This window comes from Streptomyces sp. NPDC014991 (genome assembly GCF_043080665.1).
Classification (GTDB): Bacteria; Actinomycetota; Actinomycetes; order Streptomycetales; family Streptomycetaceae; genus Streptomyces.
The window spans coordinates 242,280-263,596 of the sequence record NZ_JBIBVY010000007.1 but is presented as its reverse complement, the minus strand read 5'-3'; the positions used below and the strand labels follow the sequence as shown (position 1 = coordinate 263,596).

Here is a 21,317-nt window from a genome sequence, read left to right as displayed (position 1 = left end):
CCGTCAACACGATGGTCGACCAGCTGTCCGCGTTCGCGGACGAGGTGACCCGCGTCGCCCGTGAGGTGGGCACCGAGGGCCGGCTGGGGGGCCAGGCCCAGGTCCCCGGCGTCGCCGGCGTGTGGCGGGACCTCACCGACTCGGTGAACTTCATGGCCGGGAACCTGACGGCGCAGGTCCGCAACGTCGCCCAGGTGACGACCGCGGTGGCGCAGGGCGATCTGTCGCAGAAGATCACCGTGGACGCGCGGGGCGAGATCCTGGAGCTGAAGAGCACCATCAACACGATGGTCGACCAGCTGTCCGCGTTCGCGGACGAGGTGACCCGCGTCGCCCGTGAGGTGGGCACCGAGGGCCGGCTGGGGGGCCAGGCCGACGTCAAGGGCGTCAAGGGCACCTGGCGGGACCTGACGGACTCGGTGAACTTCATGGGCGGGAACCTGACGGCGCAGGTCCGCAACGTCGCCCAGGTGGCCACCGCGGTGGCGCAGGGCGATCTGTCGCAGAAGATCACCGTGGACGCGCGGGGCGAGATCCTGGAGCTGAAGAACACCATCAACACGATGGTCGACCAGCTGTCCGCGTTCGCGGACGAGGTCACCCGCGTCGCCCGGGAGGTCGGCACCGAGGGCCGGCTCGGCGGCCAGGCCCAGGTGCGCGGCGTCGCCGGCACCTGGAAGGACCTCACCGACAACGTCAACGTGATGGCCTCCAACCTGACCGGCCAGGTACGTTCCATCGCCCAGGTCGCCACGGCCGTGGCCCGGGGCGACCTGTCGCAGAAGATCACCGTCGAGGCCAAGGGCGAGGTCGCCGCGCTCGCCGACGTCATCAACACCATGGTCGACACGCTGTCCGCGTTCGCGGACGAGGTGACCCGTGTGGCCCGGGAGGTCGGCACCGAGGGCCGGCTCGGCGGTCAGGCGCACGTGCCCAACGTGGCCGGCACCTGGAAGGACCTCACCGACAACGTCAACTCCATGGCCAACAACCTCACCGGCCAGGTCCGCAACATCGCGCTGGTGACCACCGCCGTGGCCAAGGGCGACCTGTCGAAGAAGATCGACGTCGACGCCCGGGGCGAGATCCTGGAGCTGAAGACCACCATCAACACGATGGTCGACCAGCTGTCCGCGTTCGCCGACGAGGTCACCCGCGTGGCCCGTGAGGTGGGCACCGAGGGCCGGCTCGGCGGCCAGGCCGAGGTCGAGGGCGTCTCGGGGACCTGGAAGCGCCTCACCGAGAACGTCAACGAACTCGCCGGCAACCTCACCCGGCAGGTCCGTGCGATCGCCGACGTGGCCAGCGCGGTCGCCGAGGGCGACCTGACCCGGTCCATCACCGTCGACGCCTCCGGCGAGGTGGCCGACCTCAAGGACAACATCAACTCCATGGTGGAGTCCCTGCGCGAGACCACCCGGGCCAACCAGGAACAGGACTGGCTCAAGACCAACCTCGCCCGGATCTCCGGCCTCATGCAGGGCCACCGCGACCTGCCGGTCGTCGCCGAGCTGATCATGGACGAGCTGGTGCCGCAGGTGTCCGCCCAGTACGGCGCCTTCTACCTCGCCGAGGACGGGGTGTCCGGACCCGAACTGCGGCTCGTCGGCGCCTACGGGCGGCCCGAGGAGGACTCCCGGCCCGTCCGCATCCCGTTCGGCCGATCCCTGGTCGGCCAGGCCGCGCGCAGCCGCCGTACCATCGCCGTGGACCAGCTGCCGCCCGGATACGTCACCATCTCCTCCGGGCTCGGACGGGTGGAGCCCACCGCGCTGCTGCTGCTGCCCATCGTCTTCGAGGAGCAGGTCCTCGGCGTCATCGAGCTCGCCGCGGTCACCCGGTTCACCACCGTCCAGCGGGACTTCCTCCAGCAGCTGGTCGACACCATCGGCGTGAACGTCAACACCATCGTCGCCAACGCCCGCACCGACGAACTCCTCCAGGAGTCGCAGCGCCTGACCAGCGAACTCCAGTCCCGTTCCGCCGAGTTGCAGGCCCGGCAGGAGGAACTCCAGCAGTCCAACGCCGAACTGGAGGAGAAGGCCTCCCTGCTGGCCGACCAGAACCGGGACATCGAGGCGAAGAACCTCCAGATCGAGCAGGCCCGGCAGGAACTCGAAGCGCGCGCCCAGCAGTTGTCGCTCGCCTCGAAGTACAAGTCCGAGTTCCTGGCGAACATGAGCCACGAGCTGCGCACCCCGCTGAACAGCCTGCTCATCCTGGCCCAGCTGCTCGCCCAGAACCCCTCCCGCAACCTCACCCCCAAGCAGGTCGAGTACGCGGGCATCATCCACTCCGCCGGCTCGGACCTGCTCCAGCTGATCAACGACATCCTGGACCTGTCCAAGGTCGAGGCCGGAAAGATGGACGTGACGCCCGAGCGCGTCTCGCTGCGCCAGCTCATCGAGTACGTCGAGGCCACCTTCCAGCCGATGACGTCGCAGAAGAGCCTGGACTTCACCATCACCACGGCGCCCGGCGCCCCCGCCGACCTGCTCACCGACGACTCCCGGCTCCGGCAGATCCTGCGCAACCTGCTGTCCAACGCGGTGAAGTTCACCGAACAGGGCGGTGTGGAACTGCGCGTCGAACCCGCCGCGGACGACGAGGTGCCCGCGGGCGTGATGCGCGGCGGGGCGATCGTCGCCTTCCGGGTGAAGGACACCGGCATCGGCATCCCCGAGCAGCAGTTGGAGACCATCTTCGGCGCGTTCCAGCAGGCCGACGGCACCACCAGCCGCAAGTACGGCGGCACCGGGCTCGGCCTGTCCATCACCCGGGAGATCGCCCACCTGCTCGGCGGCGCCGTCACCGTGGACAGCACCCCCGGCAAGGGCAGTACCTTCGCCCTCTTCCTGCCCGTCGCGCGGACGGACTTCGAGGAACACCTGCGCGGCGGACGTCCCGCCCCGCACCCGGCCGAACTGGAGCAGACGGATCACACGTCCGGGGACGGCGCGCCCCTCGGGCTGCCGCCGGCCGTCGCCAAGCGGGAGCGCCCGCGCCGCCTGCTCGTCGTGGAGGAACGCCCGCGCGGGCTGCTCACGCTGGTCGCCGAGAGCGTGATCGGGGACCTCGCGCACAGCCGCGCCGACGGTGACGGCACGCCCGTCGACATCATCACCGCGGTCGGCGCCCAGGAGGCGGCCGGTGCCCTCGCGGCCGAGCCCTGCCACTGTGTCGTCGTGGAGCTCGGCACGCCCGACGGGGAGTCCGCCCGCTTCCTGGAGGCCCTGCGCGGCGACTCGGCCCTGACGAGCGTCCCGGTGCTGGTGCACGTCTCGCACCGCACCGAGCCCGTCACCGAGGGGCCCGCGGGCGGTTCGCTGGAGTACCTGTTCAGCCTGGACGAGCTGCGCGAGCGGATCGCGCTGCACCTGTCGGCCGAGGAGCCCGGCGAGGTGCTCACCCTCGTCCGCGGGGACGAGCCCCAGCACACGGCGCCGCATCTGGTCGACGACCACACCCGTGGCCGTACCGTCCTCGTCGTGGACGACGACGCCCGCAACCTGTTCGCGCTCAGCGGCATCCTGGAACTGCACGGCTTCCGCGTGCTGCACGCGGAGAACGGCCGCAAGGGCATCGACACCCTGGTGAACAACCCGGACGTCGAACTCGTCCTGATGGACGTGATGATGCCCGAGATGGACGGCTACGCGGCCACGGCGGAGATCCGCAAGATGCCGCAGTACGCTGATCTGCCGGTCATCGCGGTGACCGCCAAGGCCATGCAGGGCGACCGGGAGAAGAGTCTGGCTTCCGGCGCCAGCGACTACGTCACGAAACCGGTGGACACCCATGACCTCATCGCCTGTGTCCGGCGCTGGCTCCCCGCATGAGGACCGCACGGCGAGCCCGTCCGTCCACAGGCCGAGGAGTACGGACCCGGTGAACGCGCCCGAACCGCCCACCGGGCCGGACCTGCCGGCCGGCGTGCCCTCCCAGCTGCCGGCCGCCGACGTCCCGGCGGCCGACGCGGTGCCGCCCGGCGTCCCGCCCGGTGACGTCCCGGCCGTCGACGCGGTGCTGCCGGGCTTCCCGGCCGCGGACCTCCCGGCCGTCGACGTCGTGCTGCCGGAGATCCCGGCCGCCGACGTGCCCGCCACCTCTCCGGTCGGCCGGCTCGCCGCCACCGTGGAGCGGCTGCGCCGGGAGGTGCGGGCGGCGCAGGCCGAGGCCGAGGGCCGGGCGCTGGTCGAACTCGCCAAGGGCATCCTGGTCGAACGCCTCGGCTGCGGCCCCGCGCAGGCCGCCCGCCAGCTCGCCGAACTCACCGAGCAGGCGCAGATGACCCCGCTGGAGTTCGCGGTGGAGGTCATCAACCAGGCCGCCCGGGACCGCGTCTCGGAGGTCACCGAGGCGTTCCTGTCGGCCGCGACCGACCCGGCCGGACCCGTCGAGGGGTCCGCCGCCGTACGGCTGCGCGCCGCCGAGAGCGGTGTCCTGGCCGCCGACGACACCCAGGCGATGGCCGACTCGCTGCTCGAGCACGCCCTGCGCCCGCTCGGCGCGGTCGCCGTGGCCATCTGGGCGGCCGGCTCGGACGGCTCCCTCTCCCTCGCGGGCAGCGCCGGCTTCACGCCCGGTGAGGCGGCCCGCTGGCGCTATGTACCGCCCGACGTGGCCACCGTGGCCCGGCGTGGCCTGAACCAGCCCGACGGGCAGTGGCTGCCCTCGCTCGCCGGGTCCGGGCTGCCCACCATCGGCCGGCGGGAGTACGCCGACGGCGCACGGATCGCCCTGCCCGCCGGCGCGGGCGGCCGTATCTACGGCGTCCTGGAGATCGCCTGGCCCAAGCCCGAGAACCCGCTGCCACGCCCGGTCGTCCGGCAGGTGGAGGCCCTCGCCGAACTGTGCGCGCACTCCCTGGAGACCACCGCACCGCCGCTCGGCACCGAACTGGAGCCCCGGCTGCTGCCCGACGTGGTCGAACTGACGGACCTCGCGGACGGTCTGCACGACCCTGCCCTGGTGCTGGTGCCGCACCTGGACGACGACGGTCGGCTGGTCGACTTCCGGATCCACCACGTCAACAGCCGCTTCCTCGACCCCGCGGGCCGGCCCCGGGCCGTCATCAGCGGCGCCCTGCTGCTGGAGGCCTACCCGATGGCCGCCGGCGCCAGCGAGCTGTTCCAGCGGGTGGAGCGGGTCTATGCCACCGGCGAACCGTTCCGCGCCCACCGGATGCGGCTCACCGCGCTGGTCGACGACGTGCCGCTGTCCGCCGTCGCCGACATCAGCATCAGCCGGCACGGTTCCAGCGCGCTGCTGATCTGGCGCATCGAGGACGAGGCGGCCCGCCTGGCCAGCCTGCTCCAGCACGCCCAGCGGCTCGGCCGGATCGGCGGCTTCGAGGAGAACCTGCTCACCGGCGAGATCACCTGGAACGGCCAGCTGTTCAGCCTGTACGGCCGCCCGAACACCAGCCTCCCGGTCCCCCTCCAGGAGCTGCCGGCACACGCCCACCCGGACGACGCGGTCACCCTCGGCCGTTTCCTGCGCACCGTGCTGCACCACCGCAGGTCCGCCTCGGCCGCGTTCCGGCTGCTGCGCCCGGACGGCGTGACCCGGCACATGCGCGTGGTCGCCGAGCCCGTCCTCGACACCGACGGCCAGCTCTTCGTCGTCAGGGGCGCCTACCAGGACATCTCCGCCCAGCACTGGACGGAGGTCGCGCTCGCCGCCACCCGCGACCAGCTGGCCCACACCGAGCAGCAGGCCGTGGAGCGCAACCGGCTGACCCTCCAGCTCCAGCACGCCATCATGCCCCCGGCGCAGGCCCCGCTCCGGGTCCCCGGCCTCCAGGTGGCGGTGCGCTACCGTCCCGCCGAGACCGAGAACCTGGTCGGCGGCGACTGGTACGACGCCGTCACGCTGCCCTCCGGCCAGATCCTGCTGTGCGTCGGCGACGTCGCCGGACACGGCATCGAGGCGGCGACCAGCATGGTCGTCCTGCGCAACGCGCTGCGCGGCCTCGCGGTGACCGGCGCCGGCCCGGCGCAGCTGCTGTCGTGGCTGAACATCGTCGCCCACCATCTGACGGGAGCGGTCACCGCGACCGCCGTCTGCGGTCTGTACGACGGTGAGCGGCGCATCCTGCGCTGGGCCCGGGCGGGCCATCTGCCGCCGGTCCTGGTGCGGGAGACGGAGGGGAACGAGGGGCCGGAGGCGACCGCGCTGCCCCCGGTCAAGGGGCTGCTGCTCGGGGCCGTACCGGAGGCGCGCTACGAGGAGGAGGAGCTGCAGCTGGCCGTGGGGGACACCCTGCTGATGTACACCGACGGCCTGATCGAGCGCCGGGACCGCTCGGTGGAGGAGTCCGTGGCCCATCTGCTGGACACGGCGGGCGCGGTCTCCACCACCCTCGACCAGCAGCTGGACCGGCTGCTCACCTACAGCAGGTCGGACACCGACGACGACACCTGCATCATCGGCATCAGGGTGGCCTGACCCGCGCGGACGCCGTCCGCCCGGCGGGTCCGCGCGGCCGGTGTCGTCCGGCCGACCGCTCAGCCGGCTTCCGCCGCGAAGAGCGGCACGGTCGCGCTGACCCGCTTGCCCTGCGGCAGCCAGGTCACCTCCAGGCCGCGGGAGACCATCGCCACCAGGTGCAGACCGTGGCCGCCGACCCGCCCGGGATCGGGAGGGCGCCGCCGCGGCGGCTTCCGGGAGGTGTCCGTGACGGAGACGCGCAGTGCGCCGCCCAGCAGCTCCAGGCGCAGGGCGCACGGGCCGGGCGCGTGTCTGGCCGCGTTCGTGACCAGTTCGCTGACGACGAGCTGGGCGTCCTGCAGGGGGCGCCGCCCGAGCGCGGGACGCACCTTTGCCAGGAGGTCGGCGACGGCGTCTCTCGCCTCGGCGATGCTGCATACACCGGCGTCCCAGGTGCGGCTGTAGCGCAGGGGCACCGAGCGGGCCTGGGTCGTCACGTACGTCCTGAGCGGGATGTCCATACCTCGTTGCCCTTTTCCTCTGGGGGGAGGGGCCCTTCCTGTGCACAGGGGGGTGGTCGTCCGTCCCTGCCCGGCTACCCACTGGGCCGCCGGTCAAAGGGACGTTTCCGGGGAATCCACCGGATGCGCACCAACGGCACGTGAGGAAGGGGCAGCGGGCAACGGCGGCCGGCGGCGTGGCCGGGCCGGTGTGCGCGCACACGACGGAGCGGGCCCGGACATCCGCTTCCGCCGGATGTCCGGGCCCGCTCCGCAACAGATGTCGGCGTACGCCTCAGTGCTTGAAGACGTCCTTCGCCTTCTCCTTCGCCTGCCGGGCGTCTCCGGCCGCGCCCTCCATGCGGCCCTCGGCCTCCATGCGCTCGTTGCCGACGGCGCGCCCCGTGGCCTCCTTGAGCTTGCCCTTGGCCTGCTCCACCTTGCCCTTGGCCTTCTTGTTGCCGGCCATCGCGTGTCACATCCCAACGTCGTCGCGGTCTGTGGTCGGTATTCGGATTACCGCTGTGCCGCCGCCCAAACCGGCGGTGCGCCGCCCTTTCGGGCCGCCGTGCCGGTTCAGCGCTCGTGCCGGCGCCGCAGGATGTGCCGCACGGCGAATCCCGCGACGACGACCAGGGCGGCCGCGAGGGCGTAGAGCTGGTAGCGCCTGATCTCGTCGTACACCGCCGTGATGTGGCTGCCGGCCAGGTACGCCAGCGTCGTCCACAGGCCGACCCACAGGGCCGCGCCGAGGGCGTTGAAGGCGAGGAAGCGCCGCCAGCGCATGCCGGTCGTGCCGGCGATGACGCCGTTGGCCTGGCGCAGGCCCTCGACGAACCGGGCCACGGTCACGATCCTGCCGCCGTGCCGGCGGAAGAACTCCTCGGCGGCCTCGAACCGCTTCGGTGTCAGCAGGACGTACCGGCCCCACCGGTGCACGAAGGGCCGTCCGCCGGTCCGGCCGATCAGATAGCCGAGGTTGTCGCCGGCGACGGCCGCGACGAACGCGACGGCCGCCACGGCCACGACGTCCAGCCGGCCCGTGCCCGCGTAGACCCCCGCCGCGAGGAGGATCGTCTCGCCGGGTGCGGGGACCCCGAAGTCCTCCACGAGGACCACGGCCCCCACGGCCCAGTAGCCGTAGTGGCCGAGCAGCGGTTCCAGATGGGCCAGCGGTCCCGGAAGGGGTGGGGACATGTCTTCACGGTACGTCGGTGCGGCCGGGCGGTTACCGGCGGGCTGTGGCCGGTGCCTGGTCCGACGGCGAGCGGCCGCGCGGGTGGCCTCGGGGGACGGTCCCCGAGGAGCCGTGAGGGGCGGGGGCCGGTGCGGCTAGGAGGCGGTGCCGGTGTCCTGGTCGTCACCGTGGCCCGGCTGGCACGCGTGACACAGCTCGTGGTCGCCGTCGCGGCTGACGACGGTTCCCCAGCCGAGGCACAGCTCGCAGTCGCGGGCGCGCCTGAGGTCGGGGCGGGGAGGCAGAAGGGGGCTGCGGTGGGCTCCGTACGCCATACGGGGAGCGGCTCCTTGAAGTCGCGGGGAAGCGCAAGCGGTGAGGAGGTGCGGTGGACGGCATGACCACGTATGGCATGCATGACAACGCTGTCCGAACTGCCTCCATTATGTCCTACTTATCTCGAATGTCTATAGGTCGTCGTCACTCGGTGCCACCTCGCCGTGCATCCGCACCGGACGCGTGCCCGGTGAGTGCCGTCGCAGGTCCGCACGCAATGGGACCGAGTGCTTCCGTTTCCGGGCCGGCCGCGGGGGCAGGCGGTGATCACTGGTGCGAGACGAAGGAGACGCCGGTGAGCGATGCGACGTCCGGTGGGGCAGGGCGGACGCGGGGCGGGCCGCTGGCGCCCGGGGCCGTGGCGCGGCTGCCGCGCCAGGTCCGCGAGGAGCTGACCCGCAGGCTCCGCCGCAACCGGCGGGCCTTCGGTGCGGACGACGTCCAGGTCGTCGAGTCCCCGCTGCTCCGGCGGGCCGTGGGCGCCTCCGCGCTCGGCAACTGCATGGAGTGGTTCGACTTCGGCGTCTACAGCTACCTCGCCGCCACCATCGGCAAGGTGTTCTTCCCCGGCGCGTCCCCGGCCGCCCAGCTCATCTCCTCCTTCGCGACCTTCGCCGCCGCCTTCGTCGTGCGGCCACTGGGCGGCCTGGTCTTCGGGCCGCTCGGCGACCGGGTCGGCCGGCAGAAGGTGCTCGCCACCACCATGATCATGATGGCGGCCGGCACCTTCGCCATCGGCGTCATCCCCGGCTACGCCACGATCGGCATCGCCGCGCCCGTGCTGCTCCTGCTGGCCCGCATGGTCCAGGGCTTCTCCACCGGCGGTGAGTACGGCGGCGCCACGACCTTCGTCGCCGAGTACTCCCCGGACCGCCGGCGCGGCTTCCTCTCCAGCTGGCTCGACTTCGGCACCTTCGTCGGCTACGCCCTCGGCTCCGCCCTGGTCACCGTGCTCAACCTGGCGCTGACCGACGACCAGATGCTTTCGTGGGGCTGGCGCGTGCCCTTCCTCATCGCCGGGCCGCTCGGTGTGATCGGCCTCTACATGCGGCTCAAACTGGAGGAGTCCCCGGCCTTCCAGCAGCAGCTGGACGAGCAGGAGAGGGCCCTGGCGCAGGAGTCGGCGCGCAGCGAGTTCAAGGACATCGTCCGCAAGCACTGGCGGCCCCTGCTCGTCTGCATGGGCCTGGTGCTCCTGTACAACGTCACCAACTACATGGTCACCGGTTATCTGCCGACCTACCAGACCGAGACCCTGCACCGCTCCAGCGGCTCCGCGGACGTCCTGGTGCTCGTCGGCATGGTGTGGATCGTCGTGCTGATCACGTTCATCGGCCGGCTCAGCGACCGCGTCGGCCGACGGCCGGTCTACGCCGTGGCCGCGGCCGCGATGATGGTGCTCGCCGTCCCCGCGTTCCTGCTGATCAAGGCGCCCGGCACCTGGCCGCCGGTCCTGGGGGTGCTGATCCTGTCGACCCTGCTGGCCTGCTTCGCCGCGCCGAGCGCGGCCACTCTGCCCGCCCTGTTCCCGACCGCCGTCCGCTACGCGGCCATGGGTATCGGTTTCAACATCGCCGTGGCCGCCTTCGGCGGCACCACCCCGCTCGTCACCGCGGCCCTCGTCGACCTCACCGGCGACGACCTGATGCCCGCCTACTACCTGGTGCTGGCGGGTGCCATCGGCCTGCTCACCGTGCGGTTCCTCCCCGAGAGCGCCCAGGTCCCGCTCAAGGGCTCGCAGCCGATGGTCGGTTCGCGGGAGGAGATGCGCGACCTCATCAGCACGTCGAGGGAGCTGTACGCCTTCACCGAGGAGCGGGACGGGGCACGGCACGGCTGAGCCCGCCCGGGGGCGGGTCGCGGGGGTTGTTCGATCCTACGAACTTCCCCCGCACCGGGTTACCGGACCCCACCGTCTTTGATAGGAAACTTTCCTACCAGTGGGCGGTACCGACCGAACCGCCCACGCCCGCCCCCCACTTGGAGCCCCTGTGGTGCACGCACACCGTGAGCCGGCAGCCCCCGCCCGTATCTCCCGCCGGACCGTCGTCGCCGCGTTCGGCGCCGTCGCCTCGGGCGCCCTGCTCGGAGTCTCCCGCGCGGGCACGGCCTCGGCCGCCGCGCCGGGCCTGGACGACCCGGCGAAGAAGGAGATCGCCATGAAGCTGGTGTCCAGTGCGGAGAACTCCTCGCTCGACTGGAAGGCACAGTACAAGTACATCGAGGACATCGGCGACGGCCGCGGCTACACCGCCGGCATCATCGGCTTCTGTTCCGGCACCGGCGACATGCTCGACCTCGTCCAGCTGTACACCGACCGCAGGCCCGGCAACGTCCTGGCGAAGTACCTGCCCGCCCTGCGCCGGGTCGACGGCACCGACTCGCACGACGGCCTCGACCCGAGCTTCCCCGGGGACTGGCGCAAGGCCGCCCAGGACACCGCCTTCCAGCAGGCCCAGAACGACGAACGCGACCGCGTCTACTTCAACCCCGCCGTCACCCGCGGCAGGACCGACGGCCTGCGCGCGCTGGGCCAGTTCATCTACTACGACGCCCTCGTCATGCACGGCGACGGCGACGACCCGACCAGCTTCGGCAACATCCGCAAGCGTGCCCTGCGCACCGCCGAGCCGCCGGCCCGGGGCGGCAACGAGACCACGTACCTGAACGCCTTCCTGGACGCCCGTGTGTGGGCCATGAAGCAGGAGGAGGCACACAGTGACACCAGCCGCGTCGACACCGCGCAGCGGGTCTTCCTGCGCAAGGGCAACCTCGACCTGAACACCCCGCTCGACTGGAAGGTGTACGGGGACAGTTACCACATCGGCTGACCCGCGCGACCCGTAAGGGACGCGGCCGGCCGGGCCCGGTGCGGCCCGGCCGGTGGGGCGCACGTGCATGCCACGCCCCTGACGAGGAAAGATGGGGTGAGCGTACGACCCCACCGATGCGGAGGAACGGACTCATGCCGCACGAGCGAGCCGGCCGGCCGGCCGGTCCCGAGGACCTTGTCGACGTGGCCAGGCTGGTCACGGCGTACTACACGCTGCACCCCGACCCGGCCGACCCGGCACAGCGGGTGGCGTTCGGCACCTCGGGGCACCGTGGTTCGTCCCTGGCGGGTGCCTTCAACGAGGACCACATCGCCGCCACCAGCCAGGCCATCTGCGAGTACCGGGCCGCCCAGGGCACCGACGGGCCCCTCTTCCTGGGCGCCGACACCCACGCCCTGTCGGAGCCCGCCAGGGCCACCGCACTGGAGGTGTTCGCCGCCAACGACGTGACCGTGCTGATCGACGACGCGGACGGCTACACGCCCACGCCCGCCGTCTCGCACGCGATCCTGACCCACAACCGGGGCCGGACCACCGGCCTCGCCGACGGCGTGGTCGTCACCCCGTCGCACAACCCGCCCGCCGACGGCGGCTTCAAGTACAACCCGCCGAGCGGCGGCCCGGCGGCATCGGACGCCACCTCCTGGATCCAGGACCGCGCCAACCAGATCATCACGGGCGGCCTGAAGGACGTACGCCGGCTGCCCTACGACCGCGCGCTCGCCGCGGACACCACCCGGCGCCACGACTTCCTCGGCTCCTACGTCGGCGACCTGCCCAGCGTGCTGGACCTGGACGCCATCCGCGCGGCGGGCGTGCGCATCGGCGCCGACCCGCTCGGCGGCGCCTCCGTCGCCTACTGGGGCCGGATCGCCGAGGAACACCGCATCGACCTGACGGTGGTCAACCCGCACACCGATCCCGCCTGGCGCTTCATGACGCTGGACTGGGACGGCCAGATCCGCATGGACTGCTCCTCGCCGTACGCGATGGCCTCCCTCATCGAGCAGCGGGACCGCTTCCGGATCGCCACGGGCAACGACGCCGACGCCGACCGGCACGGCATCGTCACCCCGGACGGGGGCCTGATGAACCCCAACCACTACCTCGCGGTCGCCATCTCCTACCTCTACCGGCACCGCGAGCAGTGGCCGGCCGGTGCGGGCATCGGCAAGACCCTGGTCTCCTCCACGATGATCGACCGGGTCGCCGCCGACCTCGGCCGTCAGCTGGTCGAGGTGCCGGTCGGGTTCAAGTGGTTCGTGGACGGACTGGTCAGCGGCGCCCTCGGCTTCGGCGGCGAGGAGTCGGCCGGCGCGTCCTTCCTGCGCCGGGACGGCTCGGTGTGGACCACCGACAAGGACGGCATCATCCTCGCGCTGCTCGCCTCCGAGATCACGGCCGTCACCGACCGGACGCCCTCGGAGCACTACGCCGGGCTGACCGCCCGCTTCGGCGAACCCGCCTACGCCCGCATCGACGCGCCCGCGACCCGCGAACAGAAGGCACTGCTCGGCAAGTTGTCCCCGGCCCAGGTCACGGCGGACACGCTGGCCGGCGAGGCGGTCACCGCCGTCCTCACCGAGGCGCCCGGCAACGGCGCGGCCATCGGCGGCATCAAGGTCACCACCGACAACGCCTGGTTCGCGGCCCGGCCCTCGGGCACGGAGGACGTGTACAAGGTGTACGCCGAGTCCTTCCTCGGCGCCCGCCATCTCGCCCGGGTCCAGGAGGAGGCCCAGGCGGTGGTGCTGGGGGCGCTCGGCGGCTGACACGGCCGTGGGGCGGCGTCCGTCCAGGACGTCGCCGGAGGGTGCGGCCTCCGTCACGGAGGCCGCCCTGGTGCGGTATGAGGCCCCCGGTGATTGGCGCGCTCGGTACCGTTCCGCTCAGCCGCGTCCGCGGCCCGTGTACAGGCGGTCCAGGACCGCCTGCGCCATGGCCGCCTCACCCTTGGCGTTGGGGTGGGCCGGGGCCGCGGGGGAGGCCGGCTGGAGCGGTTCGATCCAGCGGTCGACGGGCGCCTTGCACATGTCGTGACCGACCGTCGGGCCGTAGGTGTCCACGTACGCGGCCCGGTTCGCGCCGGCCACCAGGCGCAGCATCAGGTTCAGCCGCTTCTCGGTGTCCCGCAGGTAGGGGAAGTCCTGCCGGGCGAAGGGAACTTGCGGGAAACAGCTGCCGCCGTCGTCGGGGAGCAGGTCGGGGTAGCCGACGACGACCACCCGGGCGTGCGGTGCGCGGGCGTGCACGGCCCGCAGCACCCGGTCGACCTTCGGCGCGGTGCGCACGACGGCGAGGGCCAGCTCGTCGTAGCCGGCGGCGTGGTACGCGCGCTCACAGGGGTTGCCGGCCGGGTCCTGGGCGGCGAGCCGGGCGCAGGTGCCGATGACGGGGCCGAACCCGACGTCGTTGCCGCCGATCTGGAGCGTCACCAGGTCCGTGTGCCGGTCGAGTGCGTCGAGCTGGGGTCCGTTCGTGCCCTGCGGCTGCCACATGTCGGCGGTCGTGGCGGCGCCGCAGCTCACGTCCGTGAACGCGGTCACCTCCGCCCGGGCCGCCACGAGCGAGGGGTAGTTGTGGTCGGAGCGCGCGCAGTCGGCGTCCACCTGCCGGGGGATTCCGGCGCCCGAGGTGTAGGAGTCGCCGAGCGCGACGTAGGCCACTGCGCGGCCGTGCCCGCCGGCGTGCGCCGCGGCCGGTGCGGTGCCGACCGCGACCAGGGTGCATCCGGCCAGTGCCGCCCCCAGTACGGCGGCCCGCCGCCGGTCTGCCGCCCTGCCCGCCGGGCGCCTGTCGTTCGTCATGCGTCCTCCCCCTGAGCCGCTGTGGCGCGCGGGCGGCGGCAACCTCAGGAGCGGCCCTCGCGCGTTCGACCGGGCCTGTATACCGTCCGGTAGGTCTCGCGGACCAGAAGCGGGAGGCAACGAGTTCAGGGGGAGGGACCGCGCAACGGGTCCGGGGTACGGCCCGTTGGCCGGGGACCGGCACACCGGTGGCTTCGCCGTCGACCGGTGTGCCGGCTCGCGTCAGACCGCGGCCGCCGGTTCCGCCGGGGCCGCCACCTCGAGCAGCGAGTCGTCCTCCGGGCGGGCCCCGGAGAGCCGGTGCCGGGCGGCGATGAGGGCCATGTCGACGTCCCGGGTGCCGGTGGCCACGCACAGCGTGTACGACACGTCCGCGAGCCGCTGCCGGGCCTCCGGGGTGCTCTCCTCGGCCCCGAGCAGCGTGAGGGCCTCGTACTGGGCGATGAGGTCCTGCAGTACCGCGGGGTGTGCCATCAGCATGTGTCCGCCTCCTGGTGTGTCGCCGATGTGCGAAGTCGCAGCGCGTTTACCCGCGTTCAGGCACCGCATGCCACCTGTCCTCTCCTGACGGCCGGCATGCCGCACGCCGCCGACGCCTTTTGAGGACGCGGTGGGCCGGATCGTGCGTCGGGTGACCGTCCGGTACGCCGTCTCCTTCCTCCCGCCAGGACGGTTGCGGCGGCTACGGCAGTGTCGAGCACGACCGCACGACCGCACGACCGGCGCCTGCCGTGTCCGCCAGGCCGGTGACGCCCGGCGTCGCCGGCCTGCCCGCCTCCCGGCTCACGCCGCCCGCTCCGTCCGGCCGGAAACCGTGTTCTGGCCGAAGAGCTGCCCCCGTCACAACCGGCGGCTGTCGTTCCGTGGGTGTGGGGGCGTCTCCTCCGCGCCAATGCCGACTCGCGCACCACCCCCGCCGCGAGCCCCGCGCCCCCCTGGCGTCGCCCCGCCCCGGCGTGCGCGTATTCGATGGGTGACACACGGTCACGCCGCCCCCGCACCTTCTTCACGAGAGGGCCATTTTCGGCCGGACCGGGTCCGGGCCCGGTGCGGCGGGGCAGACGGCGTGCCGTACGCGTGCCTAGCCTCCCGGGCCATGCGATCACCTCTGCTCGGACGCCTCGGGCTCACCGCCGTCCTCGCCTTCCTCCTCGCCGTCTTCGGCCTGGCCCCCAGCGCGAGCGCCGACCCCGCGCCGGCTCCCCTGACCTTCGCCACCGACAGCGCCACCACCACCCCCGGGGGCACGGTGAAGCTGTCCATGACCATCACCAACAACCGGACCTACGACATCTGGTTCGTGTACCAGACGATCGACCCGACCTGGCTGACCACTCAGCGTCCGGACCTGAAGTACAGCTTCACCGGGTGCAGTCTGGCGACCGCGAGCGGCAGCAGCGCCTGTTCCGGCACCGGGCCCAACAACCTCGGCGGCAACTACGGCGCCACCATCCCGCCCGGCCAGAGCCGCACCGTCACGCTGACTCTCCAGGTCGCCGCCGACTCCGGCTGCAACGGCAACATCGGCTTCTACTCGTACTACTACGCCGAGTTCAGCGACAGCACCAACACCAACGGCGGTCCCGTCTACACGCCCGAGACGCGCGTCGTCTGCGCCTGACGGACCCCTCGGCCCCGTGGCCCGGGTGGCCGGAACTCGCCCCCCGGCCGCCGGCCCCGCGCGGTACGGACCCGACATGTCGCCCGGCGGACCACCATGGTCCGCCGGTGCGCCGCCCCCCGGCCGGACCAGCGGGGCGGAGTCCTTCGCCCGCCGCGCCCCCGCACGGGGACGACGCGAAAACGGTCCTTCGGGTTGCTTCGGGGCACTGTCGGACACCTGCACTTTTCCGTCAGGTTCCGTAACTCGACCACAAAAGCTACACAGAGACATCACCATGTGACGCGACAGATGCGTCGATGACCGGCTTCTGAGGGGGACGCCGGGGTCACGCGAGGGGGTGTCCGCTCCATGGGAGCCGTGTTCACCCCTGCCCGGGGAGGGGACTTCACCGCATGAAGCGGACCATACGCACCACCGCGCTGACGGTGGGCGCGCTCACCGCCGCGCTCGGCCTGGGGGCCGGCCCGGCCGAGGCCGACGCCACCGCGCCGCGCATCGACCTCAGAGTCCTGGTGGTGAGCGACGGTGGGCCGGCAACCGACGCCATCGCCGCCGAACTGGACGCCGCCGGAACGCCGTACACGAAGGTCGACCTCACGCGGTCCGACCGGCCCGCCATCGACGCGGGTTTCCTCGCCGACACCGTCGACGGCCGGCCGCGGGCCAGGTTCCAGGCCGTCGTGCTGCCCAACGACAACCCGTTCACGGCCGGCAGCGCCGAGATGACCGCGCTCGCCGCCTACGAGCAGACCTACGCGATCCCGCAGGTCGACGCCTACACCTACGCCCGCCCCCAGGCCGGACTCCAGGTCCCCACCTCCGGCGGCTACTCGGGCAGCATCGACGGCGTCCAGGCCCAGGTCACCGCGGCCGGCCGGAGCGGATCCTTCGGCTACCTCGACGGCCCGGTACCGTTCGAGGACAACTCGCCCTCCGTCGGCGAAAGTTACGCCTATCTGTCGACTCCCGCAGCCGGTGCCGACTTCACCCCGTACGTGCAGGCCCCCATCCCGGGCACCACCAGGCAGGGCTCCCTGGTCGGCGAGTACCGGCACGACGGGCGGCGTGAACTGATCGTCACCTTCGTCTACAACCAGTACCAGCAGCAGTTCCGCCTGCTGGCCCGCGGCATCGTGGAGTGGATGACCGGCGGGGTGCACCTCGGCGCCTCCCGGAACTACTTCGCCGTGCACGTCGACGACGTGTTCGCCGCCGACGACCGCTGGGACACCCGGCTCAACTGCACACCCGGCGACGTCGACTGCACCGACGGCACCGGCACGCCCAGCCCCATCCGGATGACCCCGGCGGACGCCGACCACGCCGCCGCCTGGCAGAACAGCCGCCACTTCACCTTCGACCTGGTCTACAACGGGGCCGGCAGCGTCGACCAGCGCGAGGACAACGACGGCGTGGACCAGCTCGCCGACAAGCTGATCACCGACCGGAACCGGTTCCGCTGGGTCAACCACACCTACACGCACGCCTTCCTCGGCTGCGAGCAGAACGTCACCGTCGTGCCGTGGACCTGCACCACCGACGCCGACGGCAGCACCAAGTGGGTCAGCCGCGGCGCGATCGACAACGAGATCGCCACCAACCGCGTCTGGGGCCAGGTGGCCGGACTCCCGCTCGACAACACCGAGCTGGTCACCGGTGAGCACTCCGGCCTCAGGATCCTGCCGCAGCAGCCCGCGGACAATCCCAACCTGGCCCTCGCCCTCGCGGACAACAACGTCAGCTGGCTCGCCTCCGACAACTCCCGCGACCCCCAGCAGCGCCAGGTCGGCCCGGCCACCACGGTCGCCCGCTACCCGATGAACGTCTTCTACAACGCGGGCCGTACCGCCGAGCAGGTCGACGAGTACAACTGGCTGTACACCGGCCGCGCCCAGGGCGGCAGCGGCATCTGCGAGGACAACCCGGCGACCACCACCTGCCTGTCCGCCCCGCTGGACACCGGCACCGGCTACACCGACTACATCGTGCCGCTGGAGACCCGGATCGCCCTCGGACACGTGCTGTCCAACGACCCGAAGCCGCACTTCGTCCACCAGTCGAACCTCGCCGAGGACCGCATCGCCTACCCCGTCCTCGACGGCGTACTGGACGGCTACGACGCCCTGTTCGCGGACAACACCCCCGTGGTGAACCTGCGGATGAGGGACATCGGCGTCGAACTCCAGCGCCGCGCCGCCTGGAAGACCGCCGTGCAGTCCGGCCAGGTCACCGCCTACCGCATCGGCGACACTGTCACCGTACAGGGGCCGAACGGCACCGCTGTCCCCGCGACCCTGCCCGCCGGCACCACCCGCGGCACCGCGGCCTTCGGCACCGCCTACGCGGGCGCCGTGTCCGGCTGGACCGCCTCCGCGGGCAGCGCGCTCACCTTCACCCTGCCGTCCTCCGCCACCACCCCGGCAGCGACCCCGGGCACCACCGCCGCGGCCACCGCCCCGGCCCCGCACACGAAGGTCCCGGCGGGCGTGACCGAGCAGGTTCCGTACACCCCGGACAGCTGAGCGGCGCACCGAACCCAGGGCCGGTCCGGCCGGCTCCCGCACGCCTCACGACGGGAGCCGGCCGGACGGGCCCGGGTTCCGGCCGCCCACCGGCGCCCGGAACCCGCACGACCACCCCACACCTCGGCCGTGGAGCCCCATCGATGCACGTTCAGCACGGCGCGCGCCGCTCCGGCGCGGCGCACGTCACCCTGCTCACCGAAGGCACCTACCCGCACAGCCATGGCGGCGTCAGCGTCTGGTGCGACCAACTCGTCCAGGGCATGCCCGACCTCGACTTCGACGTCGTCGCCGTCACCGGCACCGGACGCGAACCTGTCGTGTGGGACCTGCCCGCCCACGTCCACAGCGTGCTCTCCGTACCCATGTGGGGGAACCCGCCGGAGGGCCGCCCGCCCCGGGGCCGGGCCCGCAACCGGCTCACGGCCGCCTACGAACGTTTCCTCACCGCGCTTCTCGACCCGCACGCCGAGGACCAGTTCCCGCCCGCGCTGTACACGATGGCCCGGGCCGCCGCCGACGGCACGCTGAGCGCCTTCCTGCGCGGCGACCGGGCCATCGCCCTCCTCGCCGCGGTGTGGAACCGCCCGGGACTCGCGGTCCGGGAGGCCGGGCCCACCCTGCACGACGCGGTCACCGCCACCGCCCTGCTGGAACACGCCCTGCGCCCGCTCGCCGCACCCACGCCCCGGCACGGGGTGGCCCACGCGGTCAGCGGCGGTGTGGCCGTGCTGCCGGGTCTCGTCGGGCTGGAGCGGTACGAGGTCCCGCTGCTCCTCACCGAACACGGCGTCTACCTGCGGGAACGCTACCTCGGTTACCGCACCGCGCCCTACCGCTGGCCGGTGAAGGCCCTCGTCCTCGGCTTCTTCCGGTTGCTGGCCGAGGAGAGCTACCGCCGGGCCGCCCTGATCACCCCCGGCAACCGCTACAACCGGCTCTGGGAGGAGCAGGGCGGCGCCGACCCGCAGGCCATCCGCACCGTCTACAACGGCGTGGACCCGGCCGCGTTCCCGCCCGCCGGACCCGAACCCGGCGTGCCCACGCTCAGCTGGGCCGGCCGCGTCGACCCCATCAAGGACCTGGAGACCCTCATCCGCGCGTTCGCCCTGGTCCGCAAGGAGACACCCGAGGCCCGGCTGCGGCTCTTCGGCGGCACACCGCGCGGCGGAGAGGCGTACCGGGAACGCTGCGAGGCCCTCGCCGCCGAACTGGGACACGCCGAGGCCGTCACCTTCGAGGGCCGCGTCGACGACATCAAGGACGCCTACGCCGCCGGGAACGTCGTGATGCTCTCCAGCATCAGCGAGGGCTTCCCGTTCACCCTCATCGAGGCCATGTCCTGCGGCCGGGCCACCGTCTCCACCGACGTCGGCGGCGTCCGGGAGGCCGTGGGCGGCACCGGGCTCGTCGTCCCGCCGCGCGACCCCGCCCGCATGGCGGCGGCGGCGCTGGAACTGCTCGGCGACGCCGAGCGGCGCAGGGCGATGGGGGAGGCGGCCCGGCTGCGGGTGATCGAGCAGTTCACGCTGCGCCAGACCATCGACACCTTCCGCTCGATCTACCTCGAACTGCCCGCCCACGTCCGGCCCTCCACCGCGCAGGCCGCACCGGGCGAGGCGCTCCGTGTCGCCGAAAGGAGCCTTTCCGGATGAGCGGCCCCATGGCGCTCGAACCGGGCGGCACCGAACGGGACACCCTCGCGCTGCGGCTCGCCGAGCCGCCCGCGCGCCGCGACGACCACACCCTGGCCCTGCGGCTGCCCAGGCGCGGCCCCGACCCGGAGGCGGTCAGCCGGCTGGCCGCCGACCTCGCCGACCGCGTCGGCCCGGCCGTCCACCCGTACGAGGTGGCCGCCCTGCTGGAGGCCGAGGGCCTGACGGCCGACGAGATCAGGCAGCGGTACGGCCACGCCGGCCTGTTCTCCCTGGCCGCCGCCCTGTACGAGCAGGTACCCCGGACCTTCCCGGAACCGGCGCCGGCGGCCGACCCCTGGCGTCCGGACACCGTCCGCAGCCTGCTGCGCGGCGTGCTGTTCGCGCTGCCGGGCCTCGCCTACCTGCTCACCGCGCCCCTGTGGCACCCCGGCCGGCACACCGCCGCGCTCATCACCGCCGGACTCCTCTCCTGGGCGTGGGGACAGGCCCTCGGCCACCGCGCCCACCTGCGGCTGGCCACCGGCCGCCGGGAGGCCGCCCGCACCCTGCTCGCCGGCGCACCGCTGGGCGCGGCCCTGGCCACCGCGTCCGCCGTCCCGCTCGCCGGTGTCGGTCCGGTGCTCGTGGCGGCGGCAGCGCAGTCGCTGTACCTCGCGGCGGCGGGTGTCCTGCTGGTCCTTGCCCGGGAGCGGCTGCTGCTGGCCGCGCTCACCCCGCTGGTCGCGGGCGCCGCCGTACTGCCCTGGTGGGAACCCGGCACCGCCGTGCGCACCGGGCTGCCGCTGCTCGCGCTGCTGGCCACCCTCGCCGGCACCGGCCACGCCCTGCGAGCCGCCCTCGCCACCCCGGCCGCGGCCCGCGGCGCCCGGCCCCGGCTGCGGTGGTCCCTGCCGTACGGGCTGTTCGGGCTGGCCGCGGGCGTTCTGGTACTGCTGGAGGGGAGGCGCGAACCGTACGCGGTGATCGTGCTGACGGTCAGCATGGGCCCCGCCGAATGGCTGCTGTTCCGCTACCGGGGCCTGTCCGTCGCCGCCCTGCGCGCCACCGCCACCCCCGCCGGGTTCCTGCTGCGCTCCGCGGCCGTCCTCGGTGGCTGCCTGCTCGCCTATGTGCTGCCGCTGCTGCCCGCCGCCTACCTCACCGGCGCGGCACCGGCTCCGCTGCTGCTGCTCGCGGCGACCCTGTGGACCGCGCTGCTCCTCCAGGCGTTCGGGGCCGCCTGGCCCCCGGCCGTGATCTGTCTGGCCGCCGCCGCGACGGCCGGCGCGGCGGTGCTGCTGCACCTGCCACCGGGCCGTACCGCCCTGCCGCTGTGCTGCGGCGCGGCCGTGCTGGGCCTGGTGGCCTGCGCCCTGCGGCTGCTCGGCCGGCCCGCCCGGCACGCCTGACCCACACCGCCCACCCCATTGCAACCGACCGGAAGGATG

At 72.9% G+C, this 21,317-nt stretch carries 15 protein-coding genes; 9 read left to right on the top strand and 6 right to left on the bottom strand.

All coding sequences use genetic code 11. The features are described 5' to 3' along the window. Together ACF1BE_RS14485 and ACF1BE_RS14480 are read left to right on the top strand one after the other, a co-directional pair. Positions 1-3,839, top strand: a 3,839-nt coding sequence (locus ACF1BE_RS14485; RefSeq protein ID WP_392199342.1) for a HAMP domain-containing protein, incomplete at its 5' end; no start/stop codon positions are given. 49 nt (positions 3,840-3,888) lie between these two features. Then, on the top strand, positions 3,889-6,450 hold the full coding sequence (locus ACF1BE_RS14480; RefSeq protein WP_392199341.1) for a SpoIIE family protein phosphatase: 2,562 nt from the start codon (positions 3,889-3,891) through the stop codon (positions 6,448-6,450). 59 nt (positions 6,451-6,509) lie between these two features. Here ACF1BE_RS14480 and ACF1BE_RS14475 read toward each other — a convergent pair whose 3' ends face one another. The 4 genes from ACF1BE_RS14475 to ACF1BE_RS14460 all read right to left on the bottom strand — a co-directional run bounded on the left by ACF1BE_RS14475 (position 6,510) and on the right by ACF1BE_RS14460 (position 8,444). After that, positions 6,510-6,953, bottom strand: a complete 444-nt coding sequence (locus ACF1BE_RS14475) for an ATP-binding protein (RefSeq protein WP_392199340.1) — start codon at positions 6,951-6,953, stop codon at positions 6,510-6,512. Between the two features lie 274 nt (positions 6,954-7,227). After that, complete coding sequence (locus tag ACF1BE_RS14470; RefSeq protein ID WP_392199339.1) at positions 7,228-7,401, bottom strand: CsbD family protein; 174 nt, start codon at positions 7,399-7,401, stop codon at positions 7,228-7,230. Between the two features lie 107 nt (positions 7,402-7,508). Next, the gene (locus ACF1BE_RS14465) at positions 7,509-8,129 is read right to left on the bottom strand and encodes a DedA family protein (protein ID WP_392199338.1); all 621 of its coding nucleotides are present in this window, start codon (positions 8,127-8,129) and stop codon (positions 7,509-7,511) included. A gap of 135 nt (positions 8,130-8,264) precedes the next feature. Continuing rightward, positions 8,265-8,444 (bottom strand): hypothetical protein, encoded by a 180-nt coding sequence (locus tag ACF1BE_RS14460; protein WP_392199337.1) that lies wholly within the window; start codon positions 8,442-8,444, stop codon positions 8,265-8,267. A gap of 296 nt (positions 8,445-8,740) precedes the next feature. On the opposite strand from ACF1BE_RS14460, the gene ACF1BE_RS14455 reads away from it, so the two are divergent. The 3 genes from ACF1BE_RS14455 (at position 8,741) to pgm (ending at position 13,051) form a co-directional block, all read left to right on the top strand. After that, positions 8,741-10,285, top strand: coding sequence for an MFS transporter (locus ACF1BE_RS14455; RefSeq protein ID WP_392199336.1), 1,545 nt, complete (start codon positions 8,741-8,743; stop codon positions 10,283-10,285). Positions 10,286-10,436: 151 nt separating this feature from the next. Then, on the top strand, positions 10,437-11,276 hold the full coding sequence (locus ACF1BE_RS14450; protein WP_392199335.1) for a chitosanase: 840 nt from the start codon (positions 10,437-10,439) through the stop codon (positions 11,274-11,276). Positions 11,277-11,410: 134 nt separating this feature from the next. After that, a complete protein-coding gene (gene pgm, locus ACF1BE_RS14445; protein WP_392199334.1) occupies positions 11,411-13,051 on the top strand; it encodes a phosphoglucomutase (alpha-D-glucose-1,6-bisphosphate-dependent) in 1,641 nt (546 codons plus the stop codon). Between the two features lie 117 nt (positions 13,052-13,168). Here the strand turns inward: pgm and ACF1BE_RS14440 are convergent, their stop codons facing one another. Both ACF1BE_RS14440 and ACF1BE_RS14435 read right to left on the bottom strand, forming a co-directional pair. Continuing rightward, positions 13,169-14,086 (bottom strand): SGNH/GDSL hydrolase family protein, encoded by a 918-nt coding sequence (locus ACF1BE_RS14440; protein WP_392199333.1) that lies wholly within the window; start codon positions 14,084-14,086, stop codon positions 13,169-13,171. A gap of 222 nt (positions 14,087-14,308) precedes the next feature. Continuing rightward, positions 14,309-14,566, bottom strand: a complete 258-nt coding sequence (locus ACF1BE_RS14435; protein ID WP_392199332.1) for a DUF5133 domain-containing protein — start codon at positions 14,564-14,566, stop codon at positions 14,309-14,311. Between the two features lie 616 nt (positions 14,567-15,182). Between ACF1BE_RS14435 and ACF1BE_RS14430 the strand changes: the two genes are divergently transcribed. From ACF1BE_RS14430 to ACF1BE_RS14415, 4 genes are all read left to right on the top strand, one after another. Continuing rightward, complete coding sequence (locus ACF1BE_RS14430; protein WP_392199331.1) at positions 15,183-15,707, top strand: hypothetical protein; 525 nt, start codon at positions 15,183-15,185, stop codon at positions 15,705-15,707. Between the two features lie 395 nt (positions 15,708-16,102). Beyond that, positions 16,103-18,232 carry a hypothetical protein gene (locus ACF1BE_RS14425; protein ID WP_392199330.1) on the top strand — a complete coding sequence of 710 codons (2,130 nt, stop codon included), beginning with the start codon at positions 16,103-16,105 and terminating at the stop codon, positions 18,230-18,232. A 143-nt stretch (positions 18,233-18,375) separates the two neighbouring features. Then, entirely contained in the window at positions 18,376-19,887 is a 1,512-nt protein-coding gene (gene pelF, locus ACF1BE_RS14420) for a GT4 family glycosyltransferase PelF (RefSeq protein WP_392199329.1), read from the top strand. After that, positions 19,884-21,278: a hypothetical protein gene (locus ACF1BE_RS14415; protein ID WP_392199328.1), complete on the top strand. Its 1,395-nt coding sequence runs from the start codon at positions 19,884-19,886 to the stop codon at positions 21,276-21,278. The genes pelF and ACF1BE_RS14415 overlap by 4 nt, the downstream gene beginning before the upstream one ends. Positions 21,279-21,317 lie beyond the last annotated feature (39 nt).

Excerpts from the sequence above, each read along its gene's own strand:
- ACF1BE_RS14475 (WP_392199340.1), bottom strand. The coding sequence starts at position 6,953 with ATGGACATCCCGCTCAGGACGTACGTGACGACCCAGGCCCGCTCGGTG.
- ACF1BE_RS14470 (WP_392199339.1), bottom strand. The coding sequence starts at position 7,401 with ATGGCCGGCAACAAGAAGGCCAAGGGCAAGGTGGAGCAGGCCAAGGGC.
- ACF1BE_RS14465 (WP_392199338.1), bottom strand. The coding sequence starts at position 8,129 with ATGTCCCCACCCCTTCCGGGACCGCTGGCCCATCTGGAACCGCTGCTC.
- ACF1BE_RS14460 (WP_392199337.1), bottom strand. The coding sequence starts at position 8,444 with ATGGCGTACGGAGCCCACCGCAGCCCCCTTCTGCCTCCCCGCCCCGAC.
- pgm (WP_392199334.1), top strand. The coding sequence starts at position 11,411 with ATGCCGCACGAGCGAGCCGGCCGGCCGGCCGGTCCCGAGGACCTTGTC.
- ACF1BE_RS14440 (WP_392199333.1), bottom strand. The coding sequence starts at position 14,086 with ATGACGAACGACAGGCGCCCGGCGGGCAGGGCGGCAGACCGGCGGCGG.
- ACF1BE_RS14435 (WP_392199332.1), bottom strand. The coding sequence starts at position 14,566 with ATGCTGATGGCACACCCCGCGGTACTGCAGGACCTCATCGCCCAGTAC.
- ACF1BE_RS14430 (WP_392199331.1), top strand. The coding sequence starts at position 15,183 with ATGCGATCACCTCTGCTCGGACGCCTCGGGCTCACCGCCGTCCTCGCC.
- ACF1BE_RS14425 (WP_392199330.1), top strand. The coding sequence starts at position 16,103 with ATGAAGCGGACCATACGCACCACCGCGCTGACGGTGGGCGCGCTCACC.
- pelF (WP_392199329.1), top strand. The coding sequence starts at position 18,376 with ATGCACGTTCAGCACGGCGCGCGCCGCTCCGGCGCGGCGCACGTCACC.
- ACF1BE_RS14415 (WP_392199328.1), top strand. The coding sequence starts at position 19,884 with ATGAGCGGCCCCATGGCGCTCGAACCGGGCGGCACCGAACGGGACACC.